Source organism: Cellvibrio sp. ATLC23 (genome assembly GCF_057196725.1).
In genome coordinates this window covers 433558-451541 of the sequence record NZ_JBXUOS010000003.1, presented here as the reverse complement: position 1 = coordinate 451541, position 17984 = coordinate 433558, and the positions used below count along the sequence as shown (strand labels likewise).

General features: G+C 48.9%; 20 protein-coding genes. 10 read left to right on the top strand and 10 right to left on the bottom strand.

Annotation, left to right across the window (positions count from 1 at the left end; translation table 11 throughout):
- Positions 1-8 precede the first annotated feature (8 nt).
- The 9 genes from fbaA to AC2CG4_RS07485 all read right to left on the bottom strand — a co-directional run bounded on the left by fbaA (position 9) and on the right by AC2CG4_RS07485 (position 8565).
- Positions 9-1088, bottom strand: coding sequence for a class II fructose-bisphosphate aldolase (gene fbaA, locus AC2CG4_RS07525; protein WP_484485662.1), 1080 nt, complete (start codon positions 1086-1088; stop codon positions 9-11).
- 121 nt (positions 1089-1209) lie between these two features.
- A complete protein-coding gene (gene tpiA, locus AC2CG4_RS07520; RefSeq protein WP_484485661.1) occupies positions 1210-1980 on the bottom strand; it encodes a triose-phosphate isomerase in 771 nt (256 codons plus the stop codon).
- 265 nt (positions 1981-2245) lie between these two features.
- Complete coding sequence (locus AC2CG4_RS07515; RefSeq protein WP_484485660.1) at positions 2246-3844, bottom strand: diguanylate cyclase domain-containing protein; 1599 nt, start codon at positions 3842-3844, stop codon at positions 2246-2248.
- Positions 3841-4266, bottom strand: a complete 426-nt coding sequence (locus AC2CG4_RS07510) for a hypothetical protein (protein ID WP_484485659.1) — start codon at positions 4264-4266, stop codon at positions 3841-3843. The genes AC2CG4_RS07515 and AC2CG4_RS07510 overlap by 4 nt, the downstream gene beginning before the upstream one ends.
- Positions 4266-5528, bottom strand: coding sequence for a hypothetical protein (locus AC2CG4_RS07505; protein WP_484485658.1), 1263 nt, complete (start codon positions 5526-5528; stop codon positions 4266-4268). The genes AC2CG4_RS07510 and AC2CG4_RS07505 overlap by 1 nt, the downstream gene beginning before the upstream one ends.
- Before the next feature lie 96 nt (positions 5529-5624).
- A complete protein-coding gene (locus AC2CG4_RS07500) occupies positions 5625-6515 on the bottom strand; it encodes a response regulator (protein WP_484485657.1) in 891 nt (296 codons plus the stop codon).
- A 42-nt stretch (positions 6516-6557) separates the two neighbouring features.
- Entirely contained in the window at positions 6558-6947 is a 390-nt protein-coding gene (locus tag AC2CG4_RS07495; protein WP_484485656.1) for a TfoX/Sxy family protein, read from the bottom strand.
- Positions 6948-7174: 227 nt separating this feature from the next.
- Positions 7175-7948, bottom strand: coding sequence for a peroxide stress protein YaaA (gene yaaA, locus AC2CG4_RS07490; RefSeq protein WP_484485655.1), 774 nt, complete (start codon positions 7946-7948; stop codon positions 7175-7177).
- A gap of 128 nt (positions 7949-8076) precedes the next feature.
- Positions 8077-8565 (bottom strand): DUF4265 domain-containing protein, encoded by a 489-nt coding sequence (locus tag AC2CG4_RS07485; RefSeq protein ID WP_484485710.1) that lies wholly within the window; start codon positions 8563-8565, stop codon positions 8077-8079.
- Positions 8566-8640: 75 nt separating this feature from the next.
- On the opposite strand from AC2CG4_RS07485, the gene AC2CG4_RS07480 reads away from it, so the two are divergent.
- From AC2CG4_RS07480 to AC2CG4_RS07435, 10 genes are all read left to right on the top strand, one after another.
- Entirely contained in the window at positions 8641-9912 is a 1272-nt protein-coding gene (locus AC2CG4_RS07480; protein ID WP_484485654.1) for a M48 family metalloprotease, read from the top strand.
- Between the two features lie 109 nt (positions 9913-10021).
- The gene (locus AC2CG4_RS07475; RefSeq protein WP_484485653.1) at positions 10022-10558 is read left to right on the top strand and encodes a transposase; all 537 of its coding nucleotides are present in this window, start codon (positions 10022-10024) and stop codon (positions 10556-10558) included.
- A 92-nt stretch (positions 10559-10650) separates the two neighbouring features.
- Positions 10651-11217 (top strand): TRAP transporter small permease subunit, encoded by a 567-nt coding sequence (locus AC2CG4_RS07470; protein WP_484485652.1) that lies wholly within the window; start codon positions 10651-10653, stop codon positions 11215-11217.
- The gene (locus tag AC2CG4_RS07465) at positions 11211-12584 is read left to right on the top strand and encodes a TRAP transporter large permease (RefSeq protein ID WP_484485651.1); all 1374 of its coding nucleotides are present in this window, start codon (positions 11211-11213) and stop codon (positions 12582-12584) included. Before AC2CG4_RS07470 ends, AC2CG4_RS07465 begins: the two co-directional genes overlap by 7 nt.
- A gap of 54 nt (positions 12585-12638) precedes the next feature.
- Positions 12639-13043, top strand: a complete 405-nt coding sequence (locus AC2CG4_RS07460; RefSeq protein WP_484485650.1) for an acyl-CoA thioesterase — start codon at positions 12639-12641, stop codon at positions 13041-13043.
- A gap of 283 nt (positions 13044-13326) precedes the next feature.
- Complete coding sequence (locus AC2CG4_RS07455; protein WP_484485649.1) at positions 13327-13881, top strand: cytochrome b; 555 nt, start codon at positions 13327-13329, stop codon at positions 13879-13881.
- Positions 13882-13939: 58 nt separating this feature from the next.
- Complete coding sequence (locus AC2CG4_RS07450; protein ID WP_484485648.1) at positions 13940-14536, top strand: YceI family protein; 597 nt, start codon at positions 13940-13942, stop codon at positions 14534-14536.
- A gap of 240 nt (positions 14537-14776) precedes the next feature.
- Positions 14777-15205 (top strand): OsmC family protein, encoded by a 429-nt coding sequence (locus tag AC2CG4_RS07445; protein ID WP_484485647.1) that lies wholly within the window; start codon positions 14777-14779, stop codon positions 15203-15205.
- Positions 15206-15395: 190 nt separating this feature from the next.
- Entirely contained in the window at positions 15396-15689 is a 294-nt protein-coding gene (locus AC2CG4_RS07440; RefSeq protein WP_484485646.1) for a DUF2177 family protein, read from the top strand.
- Between the two features lie 28 nt (positions 15690-15717).
- On the top strand, positions 15718-15960 hold the full coding sequence (locus tag AC2CG4_RS07435; RefSeq protein ID WP_484485645.1) for a hypothetical protein: 243 nt from the start codon (positions 15718-15720) through the stop codon (positions 15958-15960).
- A gap of 297 nt (positions 15961-16257) precedes the next feature.
- Here AC2CG4_RS07435 and AC2CG4_RS07430 read toward each other — a convergent pair whose 3' ends face one another.
- On the bottom strand, positions 16258-17718 hold the full coding sequence (locus AC2CG4_RS07430) for a nucleoside hydrolase-like domain-containing protein (RefSeq protein ID WP_484485644.1): 1461 nt from the start codon (positions 17716-17718) through the stop codon (positions 16258-16260).
- Positions 17719-17984: the final 266 nt, after the last annotated feature.

The following is a 17984-nucleotide window of genomic DNA, read 5'->3' as shown; positions in this document are numbered from 1 at the left end:
TGCATTATTTAGACGTAACGGTTAAGGCAATTTAAATCCGCAAATGATTGCTCAAGGCGCTGCACCATATGCTCTTCACTGTGACGCAACCAAACGCGGGGGTCGTAATATTTTTTGTTGGGTTTTTCCTCGCCATCAGGGTTGCCGATTTGGCCTTGTAAATAATCGGCATTGTTTTTGTAGAAGCTCATAGTGCCCTCCCAAAATGCCCATTGGGTGTCGGTGTCTATATTCATTTTCACCACACCGTATTGGATTGCCTGAGTGATATCGGCTGCTTCCGAACCGGAACCGCCGTGAAACACAAAATCCAAACTATTATAGGGTACACCAAATTTTTCGCTCACATAGGCTTGTGAGTTGCGCAAAATTTCCGGGGTGAGTTTTACATTGCCGGGTTTGTAAACACCGTGCACATTGCCGAACGAGGCAGCGATGGAAAATTTGTCGCTGATCGGACGCAATTTTTCATAGGCGTAGGCGACATCTTGCGGCTGGGTATAGAGCGCGGAGTTATCCAAATGACTGTTGTCCACACCGTCTTCTTCGCCACCGGTGCAACCCAATTCAATCTCAAGGGTGATGCCGAGTTTGTGCATGCGTGCTAAATAGGCGGCAGAAATTTCGATATTTTCCTGCAGCGATTCTTCTGATAGATCGATCATATGCGAGCTGAACAGCGGCGCGCCGGTGTTAGCAAAATGTTTTTCGCTGGCATCGAGCAGGCCGTCGATCCAGGGCAATAATTTTTTCGCGGCGTGATCTGTGTGCAAAATCACTGGTATGCCGTAGGCTTCGGCAACTGTGTGTACATAGTGCGCGGCGGCAATGGAGCCGAGAATCGAACTGCCCTGGCCTTCGAGCTTAATGCTCTTGCCGAGAAAAAATGCGGAGCCGCCCTGCGACAATTGCACAATCACCGGCGAGTTGACCTTGCGTGCCGCTTCGAGCGTAGCGTTAATCGTGTTGGTGTTGGCTGCGTTTACGGCAGGGTAGGCAAAGCCGCCTGCTTTGGCGGCATTAAATAGGGTTTTTACGGCATCGCCAGTGGCAACACCGGGGGCAACAAGGTTAGCGAGACTGTTCATCATCAAATCCTGAGCTGTGGTTGATTTTTTTGTGATGACCGTGTTGTTCGCCGATTAGCTTTTTTAGTTTTTCTTTTGTTATGTGATCTGCAGGGGCGCTGTTTCCCGCGCCCTTGTCCTGCTAGGTATTCATCTCTGCAAGTTCGGATGCCTGTTCGCAAATCGCGCGGAAATGGCCCGGGTCCAGACTGGCGCCGCCAACGAGTAGGCCGTCGATATCGGTTTGCTGCAATAAATCCCGCGCGTTGCTTTTGGTCACGCTGCCGCCGTAAAGAATACGCACTCGGTTTGCTGTGTCTGCGTCAAAAATCTGCGTGAGTTCGGCGCGAATAAATTGGTGGACTTGCTGCGCAATTGCCGGTGTTGCTGCAAGGCCGGTGCCAATCGCCCATACCGGTTCATAGGCTACACACAGATCTTTGTCGGAAAGGTCAATGCCGGTAAGGCCGCCGCGCAATTGTTCACGAAGAATTTCCTCGGTGATATTGCTCTCGCGCTGCTGTTGGTTTTCGCCAACACAGAGCACGGGTAGTAAACCTTGATTCAATGCGGTGCGCACTTTGATCTGGCAGCCCTCGTTATTTTCCGCAAACATGGCGCGGCGTTCCGAGTGGCCAATCAAACACAGCGAGCAGCCCGCTTGTTTCAGCATCTGTGCGGAGGTCTCGCCGGTATAAGCGCCGGATTCATAGCGGCTGACGTTCTGGCTGCCAATTTGCAATTCGGAATACTGCAAAAAAGTCATCATGTCGCGCATGTACAAATAGGGCGGGCAGATGGCGATTTGTGCCGCGAAGTGTTTGCCGATAAATGACGCCACGGAGGTGCAGATCAGATCCAGACCGCCGTTCAGCTTCCAATTGGCGATGACTATAGGTTTACGCTGTTTCATGGTGTTGGCTCAAAAAAGGAATTGGCGCGAATAGAGTGGCGGCCATGGGCTACCCACGGTGTTCCAATGAACGCGACCTTGATAGTGAAAATGCTACACAGGGGAACGAGTTCGGGCAATAGCTGGTTGGTTTTATTTTGCTTAAAAAAGGTTTTTTGTAGAAACTAAATCCTAATTTATGTTGAAAATTGTGTGTAAACGTTTCATTTTTGGCGCGTTTAAAAATGTAATCGTATACATTATTTGGCTACCATTTGATCCTGACTCAGGTCGTGGCTTTTTCGTCTGGATTGTAGATGGCGTAGTTATTTTTACTTTCGCGTTTGACCGAATACATCGCCTGATCGGCATGTTTGCGCAGACTGAGGGAGTTGTCGCCGTGCTGGGGGTAGAGGGCGATGCCGATACTCATACCGATTTTTTCCATCACCCCCGGCTGTACTTCGATGGGGGCTTGCTGGGCATCCAGTATTTTTTGCGCGATGCGTTCAATCATGCCGACATTGCCTGCATGATTGAGAATCAATAAAAATTCGTCGCCACCCAGACGCGCGACAATATCTGAATCCCGTACCAATTTGCGTAAACGTTTGGCGACAGTGACTAATACTTTATCGCCTGCATCGTGGCCGTAGGTGTCATTGATGAATTTAAAGCGGTCGAGGTCGATCATCATCACTGCAAATTCACAGCTGTTGATGGGGGTTTGGTGAATTAATTCCACCAGCGCGCTTTCAGCGGCTTGCCGATTACTTAAACCGGTGAGGCTGTCTTTTTCGGCGAGTTCGCGAATGCGCTCCTCGGAAAACTTGCGCTGGGTGACGTCGTACATCACGCCTTCCACAGTGGTGCCTTGCTGCTCATTGTCTGCCGGTGAAAAAATGCAGTGCACCCAGCGCAGATTGACTTCGCTTCCGGTGCGGATACGCAGGTCAGCAGCCTGCGGCAACTGGCTGGCCAAGGCGAGCTGAATCAGCGCTCGGGCCTGTTCGTGGTCGAGAAATACCCGCGCAATAATATCGTTGTTGGCGACATTAGCGCTTTGGTGTTCCGCTAAACCGGTCAGGCGGAAAAAGGCCGGATTGGCGGTAACCAGTGCGCCCAACTCCCGCACTAAAAAAATGCCCGCGCTGCTGTCTTCAAAAATACCGCGAAAGCGTGTTTCCAATAGTTCTACGCGGTGGCGCAACTGCCGTTCTTCTTCGAGCATATTTTCAACTGTGTGCAGTAGCGCGTTGATATCACCTGCGAGCAGGCCAATTTCATCGCCGCGGTGCAAACCATTTACATCGAGCCGTTTGCCATCGCCCGGGGTGATGCGGTGCAGGTTGCCGGATAAATAGGAGAGCGGCCGCGTCATCATCCAGTAAACCAGTATCAATACCAATAGCGCTACTACAGCGCCTTGGGCGGCCAGGCCGATAGTGGTGGCCATAGCCGAATCCCGTGCGCGTAGGGCAATAAGGGCAACGTTGGGCGTAACCGCCAATTGCCCCACTTTTTCTTTGTCGTCAAAAGGGGCGATCAAGGGAATGGAAATCAGCGCAGTTTGTTTGATGTCGCTGCTGGTTTTACCGTCCTGCCCAATGATTTCGTTGTTGGCGATAATTTGGGCGCCCACCACAATATCGTTTTGGGTCAAGCCGGTGACCACCTGCTGGGCGAGTTCACGGTTGCCCACATAGGCGGCAATAGCCGCAGTAGTTTGCACGGTTTCCAATAGCTGCTGCACTGAGCGCTCACTATCGCTAAACGAGCTTTCATAGCTGCTTTTGTAAAAAAATTGCGACGATAACATCACTACAAAAAGCGCCGCGGCGGCAACGCTGAGAGATACTTTGATGTGAAGGCTTTTGATATTCATTCGGGGGTGTTTAGCTCCATCACAATTTTTACACTAGCGGGCAGCGGTTGGCGATTGACATAGGCGATCGCACTGGGGTTGGCGGCGACTTCCGCAATCACTTGTTGCTCATCGGTTAATTGTTTGGGAGGCGACATACGCCCGGCAAAGACCAATGTTGCCCAATAGGCATCCACCTGCGCTTCGCTTTTGCCGGTCAGGGTTTTGTAGAAGCTGGCGCGCACCGGTGTACCGGCTTTTAAATCCAGAGTGTGGGCGGGTTCTTTATTGGGGAAAACGGAGCTGCGTCCCATAAATAAATCTACCACTTGTTTGTGTTCCATCTGGGTAATGGGATTGTGAGCATTAACGATCACCAAGGTATTGGCTTGGAGCAGGCCGCTAAAACTCAGCAGAATGATCGATATTGACAGTTTCATCATTAGAACAGTACATCCAGTGAGACGCTTATTACCTGTGATTTCTGATTCTCGGTAATTGCTTGCCCGGAATTAGTTCGCAACCATAAGTTGGTGCCTTGTCGGTCAATTCTAAATTCTTCAAGTTGCACTTTAAGTGCCATTTTGGCGGCAAAATCCCAGCGTATGCCTGCACCTAGACTTTTTTGATGGATGCGCACCCCATTGAGACTGCGCGCGGTGGCGCTAGCCAGTTGGGCTAGCTGTTCAGCAATGGGGCTGGGGTAGCCTGTTGGCGGGGTGACAACAGCGGGGTCATGCCTGGGGCGGGCGATACCGCCGAGGGTATAGAGCGAAAAGTGCTCGAAGCGGCGGCCAATACTGAGATAGGCGTGGTCACTTTGGGGCACTATGGCAGTTGCACTGCGCAATTGTGTTGCCTCTGCTTGTACCCACCATTGATTGTTGTCGTAGCCAAAGCCCAGTTCGTGATAGCGAAAATCGCGCCCTTGGGTGGCGGTTTTTCTGGAGAGGCTGGCGGCCTCGGGCCAAAGTGGTACTGCGGCATCGAGCGCATCAATCAGTGATTGAGCAACATTATTATTGATGTTTACGTTGGCATAGCTGTAGCGCAGCTTCCAGTCATTTTGCTCCCAAACCACACTTGCGCCACTCACATCAAAATCCAGACGAGTTGTATCGCTGGAGCGCAAACCGGTGGGGAATTTTTGATCGGAGTTGCCATAGAACGCTTTCAAGTTGAGCGTGCCCTGGCTCAAATTGATGCGTTTATTTAGGTCAATGCCATCAAAATGGTAGAGTGAAAGCAGGGTGTAATAGTCGTGTGGTGGACGCACCCAGGGGAAGGCATAACCGACTTGGCGGTAGTCCGACAGCATAAAAATATCGGTACCCAAGCGCCCCAGCCGCAGGTCAAAACCATCGGCCGGGCGATAGCGTACAAATGCCCATTCCACTGAATTGTTGAGATTGTTCTCATGACGATCTTTGGCAACCAGCTGCACAGTGGTATCGATGTTGGATGACCAACTGCTATCCCATTGGCCGCCAATCAAACTATCGGTGCGCCATTCCAGAGTGCCATCATAAGAACCATCACCTTGTGAAATATCGCGACGGAAGGCGAGCTTGGGGTTGTCGCTGCTGACCAGCCCGAGTGTGGCAAAACCGGAAAAACGATGGTCAATTTCCGCCTGTGAAAAAGCGGCAATAAACAGCAGCGCCAGAAGGGAAGCTTGTTGGCAATAGTGGGTAAGACGAAGCATAAATAGGGATACCTGCAAATCGGGCGGCAATCAGTCAATCATTATGGACTGAGTATAGTCATTGAGTGCTGGATTGCTGCTGCGAAGTTAAAAAAGCTACATCTGGGCGATGTACTTGGAGAGAGTTTCAAACTTGTCGGCATCGTTATCTACAAAGCGGATAATAATTTTGACCACATTGGTATCCGGGCGGCTTTCACCGGCTTGAATGCTATGAACATAGCCATTGACGCGGGCAAGGCTGTTGCCATCCCCCGTTTCTATATCGACCACTGCCTGCTCGAAAATAGTGGGTAGGTCCTCTGTCCGCTGCATTAAGCAATTCATCATTTGCAGCGACATTTCGCGAATCACACAGCCAAAGCTACGGTTATTCGAGAAGCGCAGCTGTGCTTTTCCCTTGGCCGTTTTAGGCGATGCGACTTCCTTGGGGCTTGCCGCAGCGGGAGCCGTTGACTGCGCGCCCAGTACACCAGCGCTGTTATTGGCAAACGGATTGGGAGTTTTGGGTGTGGTAGAGAGAGGTGCGGCGCCGCCGGTCAGTACATCGACCGAGGCGAAGGCGATGCCTTGGGTAGAGGCGGTGCGCACCTGTTGTACCGGGGTTTTGCCCGCGAGCTTGAGTTGTTTAAAGACTTTTTTTAACAGTTCCTCGGCGGAAAAGGGTTTGGTTAAATAATCTGATACCCCCAGCTCAATGGCTTTCACTATATGGCTGCGGTCGCCACGGCTGGAGATCATGATAAAGGGAATGGTGCCGGCATTGGGCATGGCGCGCACTGCGGTGAGCAGCTCGGCACCGGTCATATTGGGCATTTCCCAGTCCGAGAGAATCAGATCCATGGTCTGACCTTTTAGGTGTGCCAAGGCTCGGGCGCCATCAGGTGCATCAAATACTTCCACACCGGAAATTTTGTCGCGCAGCTGTTTTTTAATCATGTCGCGAATAAAAGTGGCATCGTCCACCACCAGAATACGAATGCCCATAGGTCATCTCTCTAACAAATATCCCTTTAGCCTAGACCAGCTTTAATAATTTGCGCGCGCTTGCAGGTGGCGAATGGGGGTGTCGAGGGTGGTTTCATCGTCGCAGAAGTTGCCAATCTGCGCTGCCTCTACCGCAATACGCAGCCAGTGGCGGAGTTCACCCGGCTGATCGAGCACTTCATTGGGCAATTGGAAAAAGCAGGAGTCGACATTAATGGCGGCGCGCGGCTGAAAGGCGGTCATGCCTTTTTGCTGATAGAGCGGGCGTGAGTATTCATCGGCGCGAAGATAGAGATGATCATTGATGATAATGGCGAACTGCACACCGCGATAATACAGGCCGACGCCGTTAAAAATCCGGCGGTAGGAAACCTCGGCCACTTGCGACAAGCGGGCGATAATGCGATCGAGATACGCATGGCTGAGGTTCATCGGGCGATTTCCTATCGTGGCTATTATTGGTTATTCAAAAGCTCCAAAACTGTAGGGAGCTGCGCATTCATTTGCAACGGCCTGCTAAGATCGTTTTCGCCGCCAAAACTAGGTTAGTCGAGTTTTTAACTATATAAAGTTTGTCGCTAAAAATATTTTTGTTTATCGCGATTAATTTATCTGTTTGTTTAAGTACATATCGTCATATTTTCCGCAGCTCTATTGCTCTAACTTTCTTCTCTTAAGAAAACCCATTCTTTGGGCGATGAACTGGTCTCGTCGTAGCGATAGCCTGCCGTATCAAAGCCTTTAATCTGCTCCGCTTTGGTCAATTTATTCTGGATGATATAGGCGCTCATCATGCCGCGCGCTTTTTTGGCAAAAAAGCTGATGATCTTGTACTGGCCATTTTTGCAATCTTTGAACACCGGCGTAATTACTTCGGCGTGCAATTTTTTAGTGTTCACCGCACTCCAGTATTCGTTAGAGGCGAGGTTCACCAATACCCGCTCTTGCTGCGCATCCAGCTCCTGATTGAGTTGCTCGGTGATGATATCGCCCCAAAAGTGATACAGATTTTTGCCGCGCGCATTGGCGAAGCTGGTGCCCATTTCTAACCTATAGGGCTGGATCAAATCGAGCGGGCGCAACAAGCCGTATAGACCCGAGAGGATGCGCAGATGTTGTTGAGCAAAGGTGAAATTGGCTTTGGAAAATTGCTCCGCGTCCATTCCGGTATACACATCGCCTTTAAATGCCAGCAGCGCTTGTTTGGCGTTTTGTGGGGTGAAAGGCGCACTCCATTCGAGGAAGCGCTGCGCGTTTAATGCACCCAGTTTTTCGCTGATCGACATCAGCTTGGAAACCTGCGGCGGCGTGAGCTGGCGCAGGTCGTTAATCAATTCCTGTGAATGGTCGAGGAATTGCGGTTGGGTGAACTCGGCGGTTTTGGGTGGCGTTTCAAAGTCCAGGGTTTTAGCAGGGGAGATCAGATGCAGCATACAGGGCTTCTTCAAAAGGGAGTCGTCATCCCCGCTGGCGGGGATCCATAGGTCTGATGGTCAAAAACTGGACTCCCGCGCGCGGGAGTGACGATCAAAATACTTGTAAGAGATTTTTGTCGAAAATGTCATTCAGGCTTGAGCAAATCCAGCCACCAGTTGAGCGGTGTTTCGCCGTCGGCTGGGTCGTAGACATTGCCGTACATCCAGGCGCTTTGGCCGTCGCGGCCGACATATTCGTTGAGTATGTTCTCGATCGCACTGAAGCCACAGCTCACATGGATAGAATAAACCAACATACGCGGCGTCTCGCGATCCAGTTCACCGCCGAGTTTTTCCAGTTCAGCGGTGAGCACATCGCCCAGCGCTTGAATATCGCTGCGGCTAAATACGCGCACACTCAGATTGCCGCTGCGCTGGACCAAATCAAATTCACGGGTATCGGGCAGCATTTTGACCACATCGCCACTGGCTAAACCCTTGGCAAACGCGGGTGATTGCACCAGTTGGAAGTTGCCATCTTCCAACTCGCGCACATGAAGTTGTTCGACTATCGGTTTGCCATCGGCGCCGATACCGGCAAAGAGTTCGATCACTTGCAGGGATTTCATTGGCAGGGATTCACCTTGTATTAAAAATCGTGTGGTAAAAGATGTGGCATTATACCCGCCTCTGTCTCAAGGAGTCTTACTATGAAATTACTTTCCCCCATTCTCGCCGTTAGCGTTCTGGCATGGTCGCTGGTTGGCTGTGTGGTTAACCCGGTGACTGGCAAAAGCCAGATTTCACTTATGTCGCCCGAGCAAGAAGTGGCAGCCGGTGCGCAAAACTATGTGCCTGCGCAGCAATCCCAGGGCGGCCAATATGTGGTTGATCCAGGCCTTACTACTTATGTACAGAAGGTGGGTAAAAAACTCGCTGCAGTGAGCGATCGCCCCGATCTGCCCTACGAATTTGTGGTGCTCAATAACGATGTGCCCAATGCCTGGGCGATGCCCGGCGGCAAACTCGCCATCAACCGTGGCCTATTGGTGTACCTGCAAGATGAAGCCCAGCTGGCGGCAGTGATGGGGCACGAAATTGTGCACGCCGCCGCGCGCCACGGTGCGCAACAGCAAACCCAAAATGTATTGATGGGGGCGGGAGTATTAATAGCGGGTGTGGCGATTGCCGAGAAAAAACCCGAGTACGGTGCTTTGGGTGTGGGGGCCTTGGCGGTGGGCTCACAGGCATGGCAAGCCAAGTATGGCCGCGACCACGAGTTGCAGTCCGACGAAGTGGGCATGAAGTACATGGCGAAGGCCGGTTACGATGCACAAGCCGCCGTTGAATTGCAGGAAATTTTTGTGAAGTTATCGCAAGGGCGCAACTCCGGGTTTATCGAAGGCCTGTTTGCCAGCCATCCACCGTCACAGGAGCGGGTCGCTCGCAATCGCGCTAATGCCGCTAAATATCCCGGTGGCGTGCGCAACAAAGAGGCCTTTCAGCGGGCTATGGCGCAAGTGACCAAAGATCAAAAAGCCTACGCCAATTATCAAAAAGCGCAAAAACTGGCGGGAGAGAAAAAATATATCGATGCGATGACTTATGTCGAACAATCTATCGCCCAACAGCCGAAAGAAAATTTATTCTGGGAGATGAAAGGTCAGTTGTTATTGCAGCAGGATAAAACCAGCGACGCAGTAGCCGCGTTGGATCGCGCCGTGCAAGCCAATCCACAATATTTTAAACCCTATGTGTTTCGCGGTATCGCCTATAGCCAGTTGGGTAAAAACGACATGGCAGAAAAAGATCTGCTGGTGAGCCAGCGTTATTTGCCTACTCAAATTGCGGCTTACTATTTAGGTGAGGTCAATATGGCCAAAGGCAACCGCGCGCAAGCGGCACAGTATTACCAGCAAGCTGCGCAAGGCGGTGGTGATATTGGCGAAGCGGCGAAGGGCAAGTTGGGTAAATTGCAGTAAACCGTAGGGGCGCGATTTATCGCGCCCTGATTTTTGGGAATAAACCAGGGCGCAATAAATTGCGCCCCTACATCGATCATGTCACATTACAAATCAAACAAAGGAATGTATGAGTTACAACCCCAAGGTACATCACCGCCAATCTATTCGCCTACGTAGCTATGATTACTCACAACCCGGCTGGTATTTTATTACCATCTGTACTTATGAGCGCCGCATGATTTTTGGTGATATTGTCGATGGCCAAATGATACTCAACGGCACAGGCAAAATTGTCGAAAAGTATTGGCGCGAAATTATCAGCAATTACCATCAGGTAAATTTGCATGATTTTGTAATCATGCCAAACCACCTACACGGAATAATCCAACTCGTAGGGGCGCAATTTATTGCGCCCAATCTTGATGTTGCGCCCGAATTAAATCAGGGCGCGATAAATCGCGCCCCTACGGTTGGGGAAATTGTGCGGGGTTTTAAGGCGCGGTGTACTTGGTCAATTAATAAAAATATTGATATGCACGGTGTTCCGGTTTGGCAGCGCAATTATCACGAGCATATTATTCGTAGCCAGGAAGCTTATTCAGCGATAACTGAATATGTGCGTACCAATCCGCAACGTTGGCAAGAGGATACGTATCATACGTAACCATGAACAAGTTGCTACCCGTTAACTTAAGTGATGTCTAATAAGAATCAGGTATAATCGCCGCCACTCAGTTCTGATAAAAAATCTAACTCATGAATCACTTCCCTGCACCTGCGTCCTCTTTTTTTCTGCTTCGCTGGCTCGATGCAATTGCTGAATTTACCGGCAATACCACGGCTTGGCTCACCGGTATTATGGTGATCATCGCCTGCATTGTGGTGGGCTTGCGCCATCTGTTGGGTATAGGTTCCATCGCCTTGCAAGAGTCAGTCACTTATATGCACGCGCTGGTATTTATGTTGGGCGCGGCTTACACGCTTAAACGCGGCGGCCATGTGCGGGTGGATATTGTTTATCGCCGTATGTCAGTGCGTAAACGCGCGTGGGTGGATGCCTTGGGCAGTGTGTTATTGACCTTGCCGCTAATGATTTTTATCGGCTGGGGCAGTTGGGAGTTTGTGCAGGAAAGTTGGCGAATAAACGAAGGCTCGGCAAATTCCGGGGGCATGGGCGGTGTGTATTTGTTAAAAAGTTTACTGCCGCTGATGGCGCTGAGTGTGAGTTTGCAAGCCATTGCAGAACTGCTGCGCAGTTTGTTGCTATTGATGAATATAATTCCTGAGAGTGAGTTTGTCGCGCAGGAGGAATCATCATGCTAATTGAATTGATTCCGCTGTTTATGTTTGCCGCTATCTGTATTTTTTTAATGTTCGGTTATCCCGTTGCGTTCACCCTCGGTGGCGTCGCTCTGGCATTTGCTGGTATGGGCATTGTTGGCGGCGTATTTGATCCGAATTTATTAAAAAGTTTTCCCTCGCGCCTTTACGGCATCATGAATAATTACACGCTAGTTGCTGTGCCGCTGTTTGTGTTTATGGGCACAGTGTTGGAAAAATCCCGCCTTGCAGAAGATCTGTTAGAAAATATGGCCAAAGCTTGCGGGCGTTTACCGGGCGGTTTGGGAATTTCCGTGATAGCCGTTGGTGCCATGTTGGCAGCGAGCACCGGCATTGTCGGCGCAACAGTGGTGACCATGGGCTTGATGTCGCTGCCGCTGATGATTAAACGCGGCTATGCGCCCAGTTTTGCCTGCGGCACCATTTGCGCCACAGGCACTCTCGGGCAAATTATTCCGCCTTCGATTGCGTTGGTATTGCTGGGCGATGTGTTGTCGAGTGCGTACCAACAAGCGCAATTAAAACTCGGCGTGTTTAACCCAAAAACGATTTCCGTGGGCGATTTATTTGTCGCCGCCTTAGTGCCCGGCCTGTTGCTGGTTGCACTCTATATGCTCTATGTTTTTTTCACCGCCTTTTTCCGCCCGCATATTATTCCGCGGGTGGTGATCAACGCTGACGAGCAACAAGTATCTCTTGTAAAAGTATTGCTGAGCTTGTTGCCGGTTTTGTTATTAATTGGTTTGGTCTTGGGTTCTATTTTAATCGGTGCAGCAACACCAACTGAGGCGGCGGGTGTCGGCGCATTAGGTGCCTGTTTATTAGCGCTCAGTAAAAAACAATTTTGTGTTAAGCGCTTGCGCGAAGTCTCGCGCTCCACTCTGCAAATCAGCGCAATGATTTTTATGATCCTGATCGGCGCTTCATTATTCTCATTGGTGTTTCGTGGTTTCGGCGGTGAAGAATTAGTGCATGCCTTTTTTAGCCAGCTGCCGGGTGGCGTTTTCACTGCCGTATTGCTCGTTATGCTGGTGATGTTTGTGCTGGGTTTTATTCTCGATTTTATCGAAATTATTTTTGTAGTCGTACCCATTGTCGCCCCGGTATTGCTCGCCATGGGGGTGGATCCAATCTGGCTGGGCATTATGATCGCGATAAATTTGCAAACCTCATTTCTCACCCCGCCGTTTGGTTTTGCCCTGTTTTATTTGCGCGGTGTAGCGCCCGCCAGTATTAAAACCGGCGAAATTTATCGCGGTGTTATTCCCTTTATCGCCCTGCAATTATTGGTGCTCTGCGCTATGGCCTTGTGGCCGGGGTTGGTGACTTGGTTGCCAGAGCAGATGTAGGTCTATACTCAGAGCTCAATCCGCCTCTTGGAATCAGCTTTTCGGAAGTAATCTATGCAAACGTTTAATGCGACCCCCACCGGCACCATCGCTCTGCAAACCATCACCATGCCTGCCGACACCAATCCCTTTGGCGATATTTTCGGCGGCTGGGTAATGGCGCAAATGGATCTCGCTGGCGCGATCCACGCCAATGAAGTATCGCAGGGGCGGGTGACTACGGTTGCAGTGGGTAGTATGGTGTTTATGCGGCCGGTGCCGGTGGGCGCCATTATCAGTTGTTACACCAGTACCTTGCGTATCGGCAATACATCGATACGCGTCAAAGTCGAAGTGTGGATTAAAGATTTTCTCACCCATCAAATTACTCAGGTCACCCAGGGTGAGTATGTTTACGTCGCGCTGGATGAGCATGGGCACAAGCGACCTGTATTAAATAATCCCTCTATCTCTGTTTAATGTCGCCTGTTAAAGCGACTGAAAAACTGATCATAAGCAACAAAAAAGTAGATTGGTTGGTTTTGTGGGATTGGCACAGGAGCACTATTATTTTTATAAGCTGCTGAAAAATAAAAAAATATTCTATTAAACCTTTCTTTACTTCCGGTGTTCTGTTTTTTCATCTCCGTCGCGTTAGACTTGATCGCTACTGTAATTTGTACGCATTGCTGCTATCGTTCGTTCACCTTGTCCAGAGCGCAGTCGATTGCGCTCATTTGTACTTTTAATTCAGAGGCGATGCATGTTGAAGGATTCCCGCAGTGGCTACGGTTTAATGTCTATTGCGATTCATTGGATCAGTGCGATATTAATTTTGTTTTTGTTTGGCCTTGGTATCTACATGGTGGATTTGGGCTACTACGATGACTGGTATCACAAAGGCCCTGAATTACATATCAGCTTAGGTTTGGTGGTGCTGCTGTTAATGTTGCTGCGTGTTGTTTGGCGCGTCGTTAATCCAACACCGGTTGAACTTTCTGTTAAGCGCGCGCAAAACCTTGCGGCAAAACTCGTTAAGCTTGGTCTCTACGGTTTTATCTTTGTAGTGTTAATTAGCGGCTATTTAATTACTACCGCCGAAGGCCAACCGGCGAGTATGTTTAATCTCATTCATTTCCCAGTATTGATTGAATTGAGTTCACAAAAAGTCGATCTCGCTGGCGAGCTGCATGAATATTTTGCCTGGGGCATTGTCCTACTGGTTGCATTGCATGTGCTAGGTGCTTTATTTCACCATTTTATTATTCGCGATCGCACCTTAGTGCGAATGCTAAAACCGGTAAAAAAATCTGATTGATGCAAAAAAATGAATATTTATTTTTCACCACGCTGGTTAATCTCAAAGGAGTTTATTTATGTTAAAACAATCCCTATTTAAAAAATCTTTGCTCGCGGTAACGCTGAGTAGTATTGGTTTCTTGAGTTTGCCAACCTTGGCGGATACTTATGTTATTGATACCAAGGGCGCGCACGCCTCGATCAATTTTGCCATCAAACATTTGGGCTACAGTGTATTGACCGGTCGCTTTGATACCTTCTCTGGTGAGTTCACTTATGATCCAGCTAAACCTGAAGCGAGCACAGTTAACGTATCTATCGACACCGGCAGCGTAAACTCCAATCACGCTGAGCGCGACAAACATTTGCGCAGCGATGATTTTTTAAATGTAGAAAAATTTCCAAAAGCCACCTTTGCCAGCACCAAAATTGTAGTGGGTGATAATAAAGACGAGTTCGATATTGTTGGTGATCTCACCCTGAATGGCGTTACCAAAAGCGTAACCATCGAAGTCGATAAAATCGGCGAAGGCAAAGATCCGTGGGGCGGTTATCGTGCGGGTTTCTCCGGCGAAACCACCATCAACCTGAAAGACTTCAACGTAAAAATGGATCTCGGTCCAGCATCGCAAACTGTGAAGCTTGCTCTGGAAGTGGAAGGTATTAAGAAGTAATTATTTTTTGAAGTGAATAAAAGGAGGCGATTGCCTCCTTTTTTAATTTTCCCACTGCGGCCTAATTCAGCCCTCCTTATTTAATAAATCCGCTTTTTTACAGTGAAATTCACTGTTAGTTACCGCACAGACTCTCCTAGTTGTACCTGCGATGGTTACGACTCGATGATGCAACCGATTTGAGCAAAATTTCTTAAATTGCTATCTGCATCAGTCCATCGATTTTATGGAGGCATCATTATGTTACGTACGGCATCGGCAACTTGGGCTGGTACATTAAAGGAAGGCAAAGGCTATATCTCAACTCAAAGCCTTGCTCTCTCATCTTCACCTTATGGTTTCAATACCCGGTTTGAGGATACTCCAGGAACCAATCCAGAAGAGCTAATTGGTGCGGCTCATGCGGGTTGTTTCACTATGGCATTGGCTGCGCGGTTAACGGAAATGAAAATGTTGGTCGAGCAATTAACTACCAATGCTGAGGTGACTCTGGAGCAATCAGGAAAAGAGTTCACCATCACTGCCGTCCATCTCGATTTGCAAGCGAAGATTCCTGAGATGGACGCGGAAGAGTTTGAGGAGATAGCAAACGAAGTTAAAAGTGCTTGCCCTGTTTCCAAAGTGCTGAATGCCAAAATCAGCCTTTTAGTTACACTTGATAACAATTAATAAATGTTATTCCTAGCTAGAAGGTTGTGAAAATTTTCATCTGCTATTGCTATGCATAGCTACGTGAAATTTTAGTTTTGCGTGATGTTGTTGCTAGTTGTTTCGCCGCGCGTGTGTTGTGTGTAATGGATTTTTATTTGGTTGACAAAAGTGGCTAAGAATTTCTATCAATCACAAAGGAGGGGTGCTCATGACAGCAGAAGTCAGGATGATTCCAGCGCTAATTTTTTATCTACTCTATTTGGTGGGAGTCGTTTTTTTTGCAGTAAGTCCTGCCTTGCCTGAGCAACACTGGATGCTTGCTACCGGGTTCAGTTTATTGCTGGGGCTAGTGGCATGCGTGAGTTATGGTTTGATCAATATGGTTACACTGAAGGATTGGTCAATAACCCTCACATTAGTGGATGTCGCATGGGGAGCAGCCGTAACTGCAGCCTCGGCCGTGGCAGGTTTTTACGCAGCCAGGGTATTTACCGGACAGTAAGCAATCATCATTTGGGCAGGAGTATACGATGCAACAAGCACCCGAAAAAATCGCCTTTGCAGTGGAAGTAAATAGTAAATTCAATGAGTTAGTTGATTGGATTATAGAAAATACACCCAACAAAGAGTCGCCTTTACACAGAAACGATTTTGCTGAAGTGCAAGAAAACTTTCGTAAAATTGCATGTGGTATCGATGCGCAAGCAATGGAGCCTGAGCCGGAAGACGGAGGTGCCCAGTATATCAGTGTCACGCCCGCTCCTTGGCCGTAACCTTATGTGTGGTTGAGCTAATCACTCGATATTCTGAATCTGTTTGTGGTGTGCATTTTATATGTTTATATAAATCAGACGGGTCTATCCCTTTTTCGTTGAGGAATCGCTTTCCTGCAACCATTTTAAAAGAGTCTCGGGATAAGTCGACTTTCATCCAGTTTGATTAAGCGTGCTAGACAGGTGTACAAAAACTTCACTAGTGCCCTGTTAAATATCAAGTTCCGCCATTATCTTTCATCGCTTGTAATCACTGCGTAGATGACCCATTAAAGTTGGGGGTTTTCCAGCACTTTTCTAAGGTGTCAGCGTCACAATAATACGTTCATAACGCGATAAAGCTGGTTTACCTTTATCGGTCACTCGCACTATCACATGCAGCGTTTGCTCCTGGCTCACGTTGGCTGTGGTGATGTTAATGCGCGCTAAATTTTCCGTATCAATTTTTACCTCTCCTTTAAAACCGCTTGCTTCCGGGTAGGCAAACCAGTAGTAGCTCAGGCTGTCACCATCCGGGTCGCTTGATGCACTGGCATCTAAAGAAAAATATTGGCCTGATTGAACGCGAATATTTTTTTCATGGGTCAGCGCAACTTTGGGTGGGTGATTCGCCTCAGCATAATTTTTTATAGTCCAATCCATACGTGCGGCAAAATCTGCCTGGAATTCATCGCGCCAGCGCCAAATAGTGGTGCGATAATCGCTAAAGGTTTTTTCACTTCTGCGAGTGGCGCGGCCATATTCCCCCATAACCGATGGAGAGTAAGTATCTACCGCATTAGTCCAAATAGGGCGCACTTCTTGCTCAATTGGAATGCCACCATTAAAGCCCTTGGGGTCGGTATCGGCGCGCTGGGGAATATACAATTCATAGCGTCCGCCCCAGCCACCCCAAGCGGGAGTTTCTGCCGAGCGCAAACCATTGGGAATTAAATTTAACCAGGCGGGAGTATCGCCCTCCATGCCGTAGGCAACATCAGGATAGGCTGCGCCCAGTGGGCCGTGATTTTGTTGGATATTTTTCGCCAGCCAGCGATTGCTGATGGTGGAATTATCAATGCCATCCACTACTTGATTCACGCCAATCCAAGTGGCTGCACCATAGCCGCCGGGGCTGACGATATAGTCTAATTGCGGAAACTCTTTGCGAATCCAAAAACCGGCATCGTCCTGATCTGAAATGGTGTACACGCGTAATTTCGCCACTAATTCAGCGAGTTCGGCGGGTGATGTGGTCGCTTTTAGTTTATGCAGCGCTTGCGCTAGCGTGTTGGCGCCACCCCAGACTGAAATCCACAGCGGGCGCGTATCGGGTTCGCGTAGCACCTTGATAATCCAGTCAGAACCTTCGGTGTCTTTGCCATCGCCAACCGCTGCCATGCCATAAATTGACGCCCCCGACTTAACTAGGTTATGCAACGTTTTTTCGGCGGGAAAGCCTGGCTCGTGGCGGTTCAGATTTTTTTGTACTTTGCCATAAGCCTTAATGATTTGATGAATCGACTCGGGTGCAATGCGATTTTTTTGATGCACCGAAGTGGTAGCAACCAAGCCTTGAATATCGATTTGATTGGCGTAGAGCATCAGGCGAACCAGTGTTTGTGCATCATCCGGATCTGCTTCGATATCGGTCAGCACAATCATGCGCTCCGGCTGTATTTCAGCTGCCATAGCGGGCAATCCCGGCACCAGTAAACTGCTTAATAGCCAGACATATAAACTGTTTGCCAAGCTGCTGATGCGCTTCGGTTTTGTCATAAAAAAATACTCCTGCCTTTGTGCAGTTAAGTGTAGTGAACATTTCATCCTGGAAAATAAAAAAAGGCCTGCCGAAGCAGACCTAAAGGACTAAATACTCTCCAGAGATAACTAAAGTACAGCTTAGCGCGCAACTAGAATGTTGCTGCCCATTTTTCAGGGCTTATTGCCGGAATCCTTAGTTATTGATTTTTCTTAACTAAACAACACCCTTCTTGCCATTTCAATCTAGCTACTATCTAAAGTTAATTGTGACTGGCTAGATT

Bases quoted from the DNA above. Each gene is read 5' to 3' on its own strand.
- fbaA (WP_484485662.1), bottom strand. From the start codon at position 1,088: ATGAACAGTCTCGCTAACCTTGTTGCCCCCGGTGTTGCCACTGGCGAT.
- tpiA (WP_484485661.1), bottom strand. From the start codon at position 1,980: ATGAAACAGCGTAAACCTATAGTCATCGCCAATTGGAAGCTGAACGGC.
- AC2CG4_RS07515 (WP_484485660.1), bottom strand. From the start codon at position 3,844: ATGAATATCAAAAGCCTTCACATCAAAGTATCTCTCAGCGTTGCCGCC.
- AC2CG4_RS07510 (WP_484485659.1), bottom strand. From the start codon at position 4,266: ATGATGAAACTGTCAATATCGATCATTCTGCTGAGTTTTAGCGGCCTG.
- AC2CG4_RS07505 (WP_484485658.1), bottom strand. From the start codon at position 5,528: ATGCTTCGTCTTACCCACTATTGCCAACAAGCTTCCCTTCTGGCGCTG.
- AC2CG4_RS07500 (WP_484485657.1), bottom strand. From the start codon at position 6,515: ATGGGCATTCGTATTCTGGTGGTGGACGATGCCACTTTTATTCGCGAC.
- AC2CG4_RS07495 (WP_484485656.1), bottom strand. From the start codon at position 6,947: ATGAACCTCAGCCATGCGTATCTCGATCGCATTATCGCCCGCTTGTCG.
- yaaA (WP_484485655.1), bottom strand. From the start codon at position 7,948: ATGCTGCATCTGATCTCCCCTGCTAAAACCCTGGACTTTGAAACGCCA.
- AC2CG4_RS07480 (WP_484485654.1), top strand. From the start codon at position 8,641: ATGAAATTACTTTCCCCCATTCTCGCCGTTAGCGTTCTGGCATGGTCG.
- AC2CG4_RS07475 (WP_484485653.1), top strand. From the start codon at position 10,022: ATGAGTTACAACCCCAAGGTACATCACCGCCAATCTATTCGCCTACGT.
- AC2CG4_RS07470 (WP_484485652.1), top strand. From the start codon at position 10,651: ATGAATCACTTCCCTGCACCTGCGTCCTCTTTTTTTCTGCTTCGCTGG.
- AC2CG4_RS07465 (WP_484485651.1), top strand. From the start codon at position 11,211: ATGCTAATTGAATTGATTCCGCTGTTTATGTTTGCCGCTATCTGTATT.
- AC2CG4_RS07460 (WP_484485650.1), top strand. From the start codon at position 12,639: ATGCAAACGTTTAATGCGACCCCCACCGGCACCATCGCTCTGCAAACC.
- AC2CG4_RS07455 (WP_484485649.1), top strand. From the start codon at position 13,327: ATGTTGAAGGATTCCCGCAGTGGCTACGGTTTAATGTCTATTGCGATT.
- AC2CG4_RS07450 (WP_484485648.1), top strand. From the start codon at position 13,940: ATGTTAAAACAATCCCTATTTAAAAAATCTTTGCTCGCGGTAACGCTG.
- AC2CG4_RS07445 (WP_484485647.1), top strand. From the start codon at position 14,777: ATGTTACGTACGGCATCGGCAACTTGGGCTGGTACATTAAAGGAAGGC.
- AC2CG4_RS07440 (WP_484485646.1), top strand. From the start codon at position 15,396: ATGACAGCAGAAGTCAGGATGATTCCAGCGCTAATTTTTTATCTACTC.
- AC2CG4_RS07435 (WP_484485645.1), top strand. From the start codon at position 15,718: ATGCAACAAGCACCCGAAAAAATCGCCTTTGCAGTGGAAGTAAATAGT.
- AC2CG4_RS07430 (WP_484485644.1), bottom strand. From the start codon at position 17,718: ATGACAAAACCGAAGCGCATCAGCAGCTTGGCAAACAGTTTATATGTC.